The following is a 10207-nucleotide window of genomic DNA, read 5'->3' as shown; positions in this document are numbered from 1 at the left end:
TAGACTGCCACCGTGGCGCATTGACGCCTCGGCTTGGGCGAGTCCATCCAATTACGTGATGCAAAAGCGGCAGGCATAAAAAAGGAGTCCCTGAGGACTCCCGTTTTTATACCTGCCGCTTTTACATCACTTCGCCTGGTAAATGATCCCCGGGCTGCACTGGACCATCTGGTAATGATCCGGCAATCCGTTCAGCGCTTCGGACGCACCGAGGAACAGATAACCGCCCGGCTTCAACGTGCTGTGAATGCGCAACAGGATGTCCTTCTTCACTTCGGCAGAGAAGTAGATCAGCACGTTGCGGCAGAACACAATGTCGAACTTGCCGAGGCTCGCGTAACTGTCCAGCAGGTTAAAGGAGCGGAACTCCACACGACTCTTGATCGGCGCCTTGATGGCCCAGCGTCCCGGCCCTTTCGGGTCGAAATAGCGCTGCAACCGCTCGGGCGACAAGCCGCGACCGATGGCCAGGCTGTCGTACTCGCCGGTCTTGCAATTGGTGAGCATGGTGCCGGACAGATCGGTGGCCACAATCTGCACGCCCATTTTCAACTGGCCAATGTTGGTCCGCTCGAACTCGTCAATGGACATCGACAGCGAGTACGGTTCCTGACCCGACGAACACGCCGCCGACCAGATCCGCAGACGCTGACCGGGACTGGCTTTGATCGCTTCAGGCAGTACCTTGTTCTTCAAGACCTCAAACGGATAGGTGTCACGAAACCACAGGGTCTCGTTGGTCGTCATCGCATCCACCACCATCTCGCGCAATCCGCTGCGCGGCTGGGTCTGGATGCGCTGGACCAGCTCACCGAGGGACTTGATGCCTTGCTGTTCCATCAGCTTGTTGAGACGGCTTGAGACCAGATACTGCTTGTTTTCACCGAGCAAAATGCCACAGGCTTTTTCCAGGAACACCCGGAACTGTTCGAAATCCAAATTACCCGTAGACAATGCTGCCGCCTCTTAAATCGTGTTGACTGCCAGGGGCCGAACGCCCCTAGCTGATGTCTGCTGCTTTGATCCGGTTGACTACCCGGGATGCCAGGTCATCAGGGCGGAATTTGGCCAGGAAGTCATCGGCACCGACTTTCTTGACCATCGCCTGATTGAACACACCCGACAACGAAGTATGCAGGATGATATGAAGCTTTTGCATGCGTGGGTCGTTGCGGATCTCGGCCGTCAGTGTGTACCCGTCCATCTCCGGCATCTCGATGTCGGAGATCATCATCAGGAACTCTTCTTCCGGCTTCTTGCCCTCATCGACCAGCTTGCGCAGGTAGTCAAGCGCCTGCTTGCCATCGTTCAACGCCACCACTTCGACACCGACCGTCTGCAGGCAACGCGTAACCTGCTTGCGCGCCACCGACGAGTCATCGACCGTCAGCACGCGTAACGACAGCGCCTTGTGCTGGGTTTCGACATCCACCACGCCGACGGAAATCGCTTCCGGTGTCGGCGCCACTTCCGCCAGCACCTTCTCGACGTCGATGATCTCGACCAATTGGTTGTCGACCCGCGTCACCGCCGTCAGGTAGTGATCGCGACCGGTGCCCTTGGGTGGCGGATGAATCTCCTCCCAGTTCATGTTGACGATGCGTTCCACCGAGCGCACCAGGAAACCCTGGGTCTTGGTGTTGTACTCCGTGATGATCACGAAGGGATTGTTCTTGTCCTTCAAAGCACCGGAGCCGGTCGCCATTGCCAGATCAAGGATCGGAATGGTCGCCCCCCGAATATTCGCCACGCCGCACACGACAGGACTGGACTTGGGCATCAGCGTCAGTTGGGGGCATTGCAGCACCTCCCGAACCTTGAACACGTTGATCCCATACAGCTGCTGACCGTCGAGACGGAACAACAACAGCTCAAGGCGATTCTGCCCCACCAGTTGCGTGCGCTGGTTCACCGAATCCATTACACCAGCCATGCCCAGACTCCTACACCAACGCTAAGTGTTGTTGCGACGCACATTCATCTCTAAACGGCACGGCGCTTGCTTTTTATCTTTCTATGAACACAGAACCGACATTTTTCCGACACCTGACCACACCCTGCCGCAAATGGCTTGGTGCGTTGGCGGCTGTTTGCCTGTTCAACGCTGGCAGCCCTGCCCTTGCTGACGCAGTTACCTTGCCTGACATGCTTATCGGCGTCACTCAGGGCTTTCTTGAATTCACCGTAGAGGACTATCTGGCTACCAGTCAAACGGAAGGTCGCTACGAAATCCAGGTCAACCAGCTCGATCCCCGCTTGCGCATGCCGATGTGCGACAAGGAATTGACAGCCACGCTGGAGAGTCCGGCCAAGCCGCTGGGCCGGGTCACGGTCAAGGTTCGCTGCGAAGGAACATCGCCCTGGACCGTCTTCGTACCCGCTCAAGTCCGCCTGTTTCGCGACGTCGTGACCACCACCCGACCGCTGCGGCGCACCGGCATTGTCGAGCCTGGAGATGTCATGTTGCGCGAGCGCGATATCAGCGTGATCACCCAGGGTTACCTCACCTCCCTGGACCAGGCGATCGGGCAACGACTTACCCGACCAATGGTCGCCGATCAGGTGATTACCCTGGTGCACCTCGAACAAGCTGAAGTCATCCGCAAGGGCGACCAGGTAGTCATTACCGCCCGCAGTGGTACGCTCAGCGTGAAAATGCCCGGCGAAGCGCTGTCCAACGGCGGCATGAGCGAACAGATCCGGGTGAAAAACCTCAATTCCCAACGGGTCATCAAGGCGCAAGTCACCGCGCCCGGCCAGGTGGAAGTGTCGATGTAAGAGTTCTCTGGAGAGTGGCGCCGAACGAAGGTGTTCCCTAAACTGTGCCCCATGCAGGGCAAGCGTTGGCGCGCGCAAGCTCATTGATAAATGAGCCTAAAGTTTTTCGGGGTATGGCCGAAAACATGGCAAGCGTCCAAATTCCCAGAGGTTTTTATCATGGTCATCGATTTCAGCCGTTTGAACAGCTCCTCGTCACTTACGGGCAGTACACGTACCAGCGTTGCCAAGGAAACCGCCGATTCCGGCAAATCCGCGCCGCTGAATACCCCGGCCGAACAGGCCAGCACCGTCACTAGCGGGGAATCGGTACATCTCAGCAATGAGGCTCAACAGTTGCAAAAGGTCACTGATACGCTGCGCGATCAGCCTGCCGTCGACAAAGCCCGCGTGGCCGAGTTGAAAGCAGCGATTGCCGATGGCAGCTATAAAGTCGACAGCAACCGCGTAGCCAGCAAACTGCTCAACTTCGAAGCCCAGCGCTAGGGCCACGGCCCGCGCCAGGCTTTTGGACGCTTAAAACCCAAGGCCAGCCATGCACGACACTAATCTACTGCAACTGATCACCGATGATTTTGCTCCAGCGCAACAACTGCTGGAGTTACTGCGTACTGAGTCGCTCGCCTTGCATGGTCGCGACATGTACCTGCTCGAAGACATTCTGGCGCAGAAGCAGGCATTGATCATTTTGCTCGAACAGCATGGCCGCAAGCGCAGCGAAATCCTCGCCAGCCTCAATCTGCCCACCAACCGCAGCGGTCTGGAGCAACTGGCCAGCCAGTCCAGCGTTGGCGACGCGTTGCTGGCACAAAGCGATGTGCTGACCGACCTCCTGACCCAATGCCAGGCCGCCAATGCCAACAACGGTCAGTCGATCGTCGTACAGCAGGTCGCCACGGCCACCCAGCTGAAAATTCTTACCGGCGGCGAGCCTCCAGCGCTCTATGATGCCAGCGGAACATTTTCCAAGCTTGTGAAACCGCGCCCACTCAGTCAGGCTTGAGCCCGCCGATGAGCCCGCTCTATCAAGACGCGAAACATGCTGGCAAAATGCTGGCCAGCCGTAGTCAAAATTTGCCTGGAGATTGATTAACCGTGTCCAATGCCTTAAATGCGGATGATTCTCCGCAGCCACCCAAGGTGCTCAGCACGCCCCTGGAAATCTCCGGCAACCTTCGCCAGCTGCAAGAAAGCCATGACCCGCTGATCATCACGTTCCACGAACGCAGCCAGCGCTTCCAGAGCTATCTGGTGGACGTAGACCGTGACAGCAACACGATCGCCCTCGACGAAATGATTCCCCGTGACGGCGAACGCTACCTGCTGGCCGGCGAACCGTTCAGGGTCGAAGGTTTCCATGAAGGCGTGCGTATCGCCTGGGAAAGCAATGGCCCGCTGACCATCGACGAGTCCGGCGGTGGTCGTTGCTACCGTGGCACGCTGCCTGACGAAGTGGTTTACCACCAGCGCCGCAATGCATTCCGCGCTGCATTGAAACTGGCTCAACTGGTCAATGTCGACCTGGATGGCGAGAAGCTCAAGGCACCGATCAGCGGCAAGCTGCTGGATATTTCCGCCACCGGCTGCAAGTTGCGCTTCGAAGGCGACATCACCGGCAGCCTGCAACTGGGCCAAGTCTATGACCGGTTCTCGGCCGCCCTGCCCTTCGGCAAGATGACGGCTCCGGTTGAACTGCGCTATCTGCACTTCGAAGAAAGAATCTCCACCACCTTCGCCGGTGTACGCTTCCACAACATGAGCGGGCTGGTGCAGCGGCAGGTCGAGCGGTTCGTCTATCAGCTCCAACGCGAAGCACGTCGTTTCGACAAAGACGATCTCTGATAGCAACGCTTCAATAAAAAACGGGCAGTCCCTCGCGGTGACTGCCCGTTTTTTTATGCCTGAGTGTTAAGGCCTGGCTTCGGTGAAACTTTGTTCCCTGCCCGAATCCGGATCCTCTGGCGGCGTGTCGGTTGGCGGCTCCGGTTCCGGCGCTGGCTCGGGAGGAATCGGATTCTGCATCTGATCCTGCACCACCTGCTCATCCACTCGCGGATCAAGTGCCGCCACCAATGGCGAACTCGACATGCTGTCTGGCATGGCGACGTGATGCAGCGGCGCATCGTCCACCTGATGCAGGTTGGTCACGGCTTTCGGACGAATTCGCCACACCAGCACCAACGCAAAAAAGCTGAAGAACGCATAGAGCATCTGGCTGCCGAACAGCTTCATTAGCACGCCAGCCACCAACGGTCCGATGCTCGCACCAACGCCGTAGGTCACCAGCAGCATCGCTGTCAACGAAACCCGGCGATCGCCCTCGACGTGGTCGTTGGAAAACGCGACCGCCAACGGGTAGAGGCAGAACTGCACCAATGAGCAGAGGAACCCGGCGACGAACAACACCTCCAGTGGCACCTGCTTCATGATCGCCAGCGGCATGGCGGCCAATGCCAGGCTGAACGCGAAACAGCGGATCAGCAGCGCCCGGTCATAGCGATCGGACAACCAGCCCAACGGCCACTGCACCAACAGCCCGGCAAAAATGCAGCTACCCATGAACAGACCGACCTGCTCCGTGGACAAGCCTTGCTGAGAGGCATACAGCGGCGCCAGACCGTAGAACGAGCCAACGATCAGCCCGGCCCCCAGCACCGTACTCAACGATTGCGGCACTCGCTTGATGAAGAAGCGCGGCTCCATCGGTGCCGGATGCAACGGCGCCGGGTGAATGCGTCGCGTCAGGGCTACCGGCACCAGACACAGGGTGAAGCACAGCGCGACCAGCATCAGCAGCTCAAGGCCCAGGCTCGGATGCATGACCAGAATCAGTTGCCCCAATACCAAGCCCAGGTAGGAAGCGATCATGTAGCCGCTGAACACCAGTCCGCGCTGCTTGGCATCCGCCTGCTCGTTGAGCCAGCTTTCGATGACCATGTACTGGCACATCATGCCGAGACCGACGATCACCCGCAGGAACAGCCACGCAGGCAGCCAATCGACTAAACCATGCCCCAGCACCGCCGCACCGACGATCCCGGCACAAGCGGAATACGCTCGAATATGCCCGACCCGGGCAATCAGCCGATGGCCGATCTTGCCGCCCAGCACAAGGCCGAAATAGTTGGCGGCCATCAACGCACCGACCCACAGGCTATCGACGTGATCGGCAGCCAGGCGCAATGCCAGGTAAGTACTCAACAGGCCTGAGCCGATCAACATCATCAGCGAGGCGAAATAAAGCGCTCGAAAGGATTTCCAGATTTGGCGCATCGGCGTTCCGAGCGGCTCCTTGCAGTGAGAAACGGGCTATGCAAACGATAGCCCGATGTCGACATTTCGTCAGGCCTGGGCTGCTAGAACACGCCGTTCCCAGGGAGTAATTTCATCATAGAAACTGGTCAACTCCAGGGTCTTCGAAGCGATGTAGCCTTCGATGAACTCTTGGCCAAACAGTTCCTTCGCCAATTGGCTACGTTTCAGACGCTCAAGAGCGGCATGCAAGGTACACGGCAATGAAAGATTGTCCGGCACTTCAAACTCACCCTGGATCGGCTCACTCGGCTCCAGTTTGTGCTCTATGCCATACAACCCCGCTGCCAGGCTAGCGGCAATCGCCAGATAGGGGTTGGCATCGGCCCCCGGCAAACGATTCTCGACCCGACGAGCGACCGGCGAACTGGCCGGAATGCGCAAACCTGCGGCCCGGTTGTCATGGGACCAGCAGGCATTATTCGGTGATGCAAAAGGATGGCACAGGCGCTGATACGAGTTTACGTTCGGCGCAAACAGCGCGGTGAAGTCCGCCATTGCGGCCTGCTGCCCGGCGATGAAATGCCGGAAGGTCGCAGTCTCCTGCCCGGCATCATCACTGAACACGTTACGCCCGCTGCCGATTTCGACGACGCTCTGGTGGATGTGCATCGAACTGCCCGGCGTGTGTGCCAACGGTTTGGCCATGCACACTACCGTCAGGCCATGTTTCAGCGCGACTTCCTTGAGCAAATGTTTGAACAGAAATGTCTGGTCGGCCAGCAGCAGCGGGTCACCGTGCAGCAGATTGATCTCGAACTGGCTGACACCCATTTCGTGCATGAAGGTATCGCGAGGCAAACCCAGCGCGGCCATGCATTCGTAGACTTCACTGAAGAACGGCCGCAAGCCGTTATTGGAGCTGACACTGAACGCTGATAGCCCATCCTCGCGACGACCATCCAGGCCTATTGGCGGCCGGAAGTTCTGAGTCGGATCAGGATTGGGCGCGAAGACAAAAAACTCCAGTTCGGTCGCCACCACCGGCGCCAGGCCAAGCGCCGCGTAGCGCTTGATCACCGCCTTGAGTTGGCCGCGAGTCGACAGGTTGGAGCTCTCACCGTTGAGCTCATCGGCATCGCAAATGGCGAACGCTCGCGGTTGCTTGCTCCAGGGCAAGCGGTGGATCTGCGCGGGATCCGCCACCAGTGCGAGGTCGCTGTCATCACTCCCATAAAAACGCGCTGGCGGATATCCGCCCATGATGCATTGCAGCAGCACACCCCGCGCCATCTGCAAACGCCGCCCCTCGAGGAAACCCTCGGCGGTCATCACTTTGCCCCGTGGCACGCCATTCAAATCCGGCGTGACACATTCAATCTCATCAATGCCCGTCAATCGCTGCGCGAGTGAACTCAGGCCATCGGTCGTCATAACGCAATCCTTGTTATTGTCCGAGCCGCGAACGGCGACCCGTACAAAATAGGCTCCGCGTGTTCGGAATATCAAGCAGCGTCAAACAAAAAGCTTTACGAAAAAAAAGATCAGGGCAGATAGAGACTGAAGACGCCGCCACCCAATGGGCCGCCGTTGCTGATTTCCGTGCGTCCGCCGACACCATTGCGCTGATGCAATGCCGCAATTCGTCCGGCAAAGTACAGCCCCAGCCCGGTGCTGCCGCTGCTGTGATTGATGCCTTGAACGTAGTCCGCCTGACGCTCGATCATCTCCGCGGGATAGCCTTCGCCATCGTCGTTGACGGTCAGCACCAGTTGCCCGGCCTCGTCACTGACACTGATCAACACCGCATGACGGGCATAACGAATCGCATTGTTGATGCTGTTGGCCAACACCGAAGCGATCAGCTCTCGGTCGAAGAAACCCAGCGGGCTCAAGGGATCGACTTCAAAGGTCGCCGCAATGCCACGGCTGGCGAACACATCCTGATGACAGGCCAGCTGCGCTTCGAGGAAGTCATCGAGCTCGTGATAGGCCGGTTGCAGCGGCATCTGATTGACGCCTAGCTTGTACAGGCCCAGCAACTGCACGAGCATGCCGTTGAGGTGAGCGAACTCGAACTCGATCACGCCCTGCTCCGGGGTATGTCGTGCCGGGTCAGGCAGGTTCGCCAACCATTGGCTGTGGGCCTGCATCAGCATGGCCAGCGAGTTCTTCATATCGTGCACGGTGGAAGCGATCACCGTGGAGAAGTCCAGGGTTTGCTGGTTATCGTTCATTCGCCAAACGCCTTGCTTTTGAGCTTCTGATATCGCGGATAACGAGCGTCGGAGTCAGGCATCAAACCGACCATTTTCAGGCAAGTCCGACATTCTTCAAGTTCGGCGGAAGCGACACTGGTATCAGTGCCGTGCAACAGTGCCTGGGCCATGTTCAACGCAATACTGATGTTCTTCGGTTGCAGCATCAGGGCTTTACGGAACACCTGCCGGGCTTCCACCAGATTGCCGGTCTTGTACACGCGCACGCCTTGACGATTGAGCTCAGCAGCATCGTTGCCCGAATTGAGAATGCTTGGGTCGTCGGTCAGTTTGGCAATGCCCTTCATGACCGTCGGATCATCACCGTAGATTTCCGCGCAGTTCTTCAACATCGAGGCACCTGCGTCAGCCTGCCCGAGCATCTGCAATTGCTTGGCTACCAACAGCGCCGCTTCGGCACTCATGAACTGCTCCATGCCATCGAGGCGCATCATCGCTTGCTCCGTAAGCTTTTCGGCGGTCTCGGCATCGTTGAGCAACAGACTGGTGGCCTTCATCAGTCGCGCACGGATTTGCAGACCGGGGTCGGATGGATTCTCCTTCGCCACGGCACTCAGCGTTGTATTGATTTCCAGTCGGGTCCGGGTATCCAGGCCTTTTTCACTACCTTTGCTGATCAAGGCATGGGCCAGTCCAAGGTTGCTTTCAGCATCCTTGAAACGTGATTGCGCACCTTGGGCAACAGCTTGGCGGTAGGCTTTGGAGGCAGTATCAAAATCTTCGTTAGCCATCGCCAACTTGCCGAGCTGCGCCTGACGACGCACCGCCAGTGGCGACAGGCGAATCGCTTCTTCCAATACTTTCTGGGCGTTCCTGGTGTCCCCTTCTGACACCAAGACATCCGCCATGCCGTCATAAAGCGACGGCATCATCGGAAACACTTTCAGCGCTTTCTCATAGATGCCTTTAGCCTGCGCAACCTGACCGCGCTTGAACAACAACTTGCCGAGCCCGGCAAAGGCCCAAGGCAGAGGACGGTCAGCAATGATGCTGTCGTAGAGACGCTCCAGCGCCTCATTCTGATTCAAGTCGCGCAGCGCATCGGCGCGGTAGCGCAGGCACAGCGGCGAGTAACGGATATCTTGCTTGCACAGGGCAATGCAGGCGTTGAGCACTTCAACCGGTTTTCCACGGTCGAGGGCCTGCAGGATTGGCTTGAGCAATGTCTTGCGCTGCTCCAGACGCTCAAGGCGCTGGGCCAGACCGGACCGGTTGAAAGGCTTGGTCAGATACGCGTCGGGTTCGTGCTCCAAGGCACTGAGCACCATGGCCTGACTGGTCTCGGCAGTGACCATGACAAACACACTTTCATGGCTGATCAGCTTCTCGATCATCAGGTCTTCGAGTACCTGCTGACCGTTCTTCTTGCCATCGCCGAGGTGGAAATCCTGCAGGATGAAATCGTAGGATTTCTGCGAACACATCTTCAGCGCCTGTTCGCCAGTGTCGGCAGTATCCACATCTTTGACGCCCAGTTCCCGCAACATCGACCTGACCGAACTGCGGAAGTCCGAAAAATCATCGACGATCAGAAAACTCTTTTGGTGATACGACAGCATCGAAGATTTCCAGGCAATTTAAGAGAAAGAACCGAATGGCATGAACGTCAGCTTTCACCCCTTTACGGCGCGCAGATGATAGCTACTAGCCATAGGCTATCAAGCGATTTCTCTTGAACTGCAATAACGAATGGAGGCTGCGAGAAGGGAAGATCGCTGTGACCCTATGGTTATCGGCCAGTGGTAGCGTTCTCTTGAAGCAACAGGCCCTATGCTCAGCGAAAAAACCTGGATGGGTGATGCCGCAAGGACTGGACCTTCCGCCATGTCACTTTTCTTTCGCCCAAAACAAAACCCCAACTGCTTTCGCAATTGGGGTTTCGGAATTTAATCTTGACG

General features: G+C 57.7%; 10 protein-coding genes. 4 read left to right on the top strand and 6 right to left on the bottom strand.

The window, feature by feature from the left end:
- Positions 1 to 126 precede the first annotated feature (126 nt).
- Together cheR and ACW9JC_RS25590 are read right to left on the bottom strand one after the other, a co-directional pair.
- On the bottom strand, positions 127 to 954 hold the full coding sequence (gene cheR, locus ACW9JC_RS25595; RefSeq protein WP_338582508.1) for a protein-glutamate O-methyltransferase CheR: 828 nt from the start codon (positions 952 to 954) through the stop codon (positions 127 to 129).
- Positions 955 to 1000: 46 nt separating this feature from the next.
- On the bottom strand, positions 1001 to 1933 hold the full coding sequence (locus tag ACW9JC_RS25590; protein ID WP_338582509.1) for a chemotaxis protein CheV: 933 nt from the start codon (positions 1931 to 1933) through the stop codon (positions 1001 to 1003).
- An 83-nt stretch (positions 1934 to 2016) separates the two neighbouring features.
- On the opposite strand from ACW9JC_RS25590, the gene flgA reads away from it, so the two are divergent.
- From flgA to ACW9JC_RS25570, 4 genes are all read left to right on the top strand, one after another.
- Positions 2017 to 2778, top strand: coding sequence for a flagellar basal body P-ring formation chaperone FlgA (gene flgA / locus ACW9JC_RS25585; RefSeq protein ID WP_457458450.1), 762 nt, complete (start codon positions 2017 to 2019; stop codon positions 2776 to 2778).
- A 159-nt stretch (positions 2779 to 2937) separates the two neighbouring features.
- Positions 2938 to 3264 carry a flagellar biosynthesis anti-sigma factor FlgM gene (flgM, locus tag ACW9JC_RS25580; protein WP_457458448.1) on the top strand — a complete coding sequence of 109 codons (327 nt, stop codon included), beginning with the start codon at positions 2938 to 2940 and terminating at the stop codon, positions 3262 to 3264.
- A gap of 49 nt (positions 3265 to 3313) precedes the next feature.
- The gene (locus tag ACW9JC_RS25575) at positions 3314 to 3781 is read left to right on the top strand and encodes a flagella synthesis protein FlgN (RefSeq protein ID WP_448109038.1); all 468 of its coding nucleotides are present in this window, start codon (positions 3314 to 3316) and stop codon (positions 3779 to 3781) included.
- A gap of 92 nt (positions 3782 to 3873) precedes the next feature.
- Positions 3874 to 4620, top strand: coding sequence for a flagellar brake protein (locus ACW9JC_RS25570; RefSeq protein ID WP_457458446.1), 747 nt, complete (start codon positions 3874 to 3876; stop codon positions 4618 to 4620).
- Between the two features lie 66 nt (positions 4621 to 4686).
- Here the strand turns inward: ACW9JC_RS25570 and ACW9JC_RS25565 are convergent, their stop codons facing one another.
- The 4 genes from ACW9JC_RS25565 to ACW9JC_RS25550 form a co-directional block, all read right to left on the bottom strand.
- Positions 4687 to 6051 (bottom strand): MFS transporter, encoded by a 1365-nt coding sequence (locus ACW9JC_RS25565; protein WP_338582513.1) that lies wholly within the window; start codon positions 6049 to 6051, stop codon positions 4687 to 4689.
- A 69-nt stretch (positions 6052 to 6120) separates the two neighbouring features.
- Entirely contained in the window at positions 6121 to 7362 is a 1242-nt protein-coding gene (locus tag ACW9JC_RS25560) for a glutamine synthetase family protein (protein WP_457458453.1), read from the bottom strand.
- Positions 7363 to 7574: 212 nt separating this feature from the next.
- Positions 7575 to 8267: a sensor histidine kinase gene (locus ACW9JC_RS25555; RefSeq protein ID WP_338582514.1), complete on the bottom strand. Its 693-nt coding sequence runs from the start codon at positions 8265 to 8267 to the stop codon at positions 7575 to 7577.
- Complete coding sequence (locus ACW9JC_RS25550) at positions 8264 to 9868, bottom strand: response regulator (RefSeq protein WP_457458444.1); 1605 nt, start codon at positions 9866 to 9868, stop codon at positions 8264 to 8266. Before ACW9JC_RS25550 ends, ACW9JC_RS25555 begins: the two co-directional genes overlap by 4 nt.
- Between the last annotated feature and the right edge of the window lie 339 nt (positions 9869 to 10207).

It is taken from the genome of Pseudomonas sp. SDO5591_S426 (assembly GCF_054070755.1).
Note: the sequence above shows the minus strand (reverse complement) of the source record. Positions and strands in the feature narration are given on the sequence as shown.

Excerpts from the sequence above, each read along its gene's own strand:
- ACW9JC_RS25550 (WP_457458444.1), bottom strand. The coding sequence starts at position 9,868 with ATGCTGTCGTATCACCAAAAGAGTTTTCTGATCGTCGATGATTTTTCG.
- ACW9JC_RS25555 (WP_338582514.1), bottom strand. The coding sequence starts at position 8,267 with ATGAACGATAACCAGCAAACCCTGGACTTCTCCACGGTGATCGCTTCC.
- ACW9JC_RS25560 (WP_457458453.1), bottom strand. The coding sequence starts at position 7,362 with ATGACCGCCGAGGGTTTCCTCGAGGGGCGGCGTTTGCAGATGGCGCGG.
- ACW9JC_RS25590 (WP_338582509.1), bottom strand. The coding sequence starts at position 1,933 with ATGGCTGGTGTAATGGATTCGGTGAACCAGCGCACGCAACTGGTGGGG.
- ACW9JC_RS25565 (WP_338582513.1), bottom strand. The coding sequence starts at position 6,051 with ATGCGCCAAATCTGGAAATCCTTTCGAGCGCTTTATTTCGCCTCGCTG.
- flgM (WP_457458448.1), top strand. The coding sequence starts at position 2,938 with ATGGTCATCGATTTCAGCCGTTTGAACAGCTCCTCGTCACTTACGGGC.
- flgA (WP_457458450.1), top strand. The coding sequence starts at position 2,017 with ATGAACACAGAACCGACATTTTTCCGACACCTGACCACACCCTGCCGC.
- ACW9JC_RS25575 (WP_448109038.1), top strand. The coding sequence starts at position 3,314 with ATGCACGACACTAATCTACTGCAACTGATCACCGATGATTTTGCTCCA.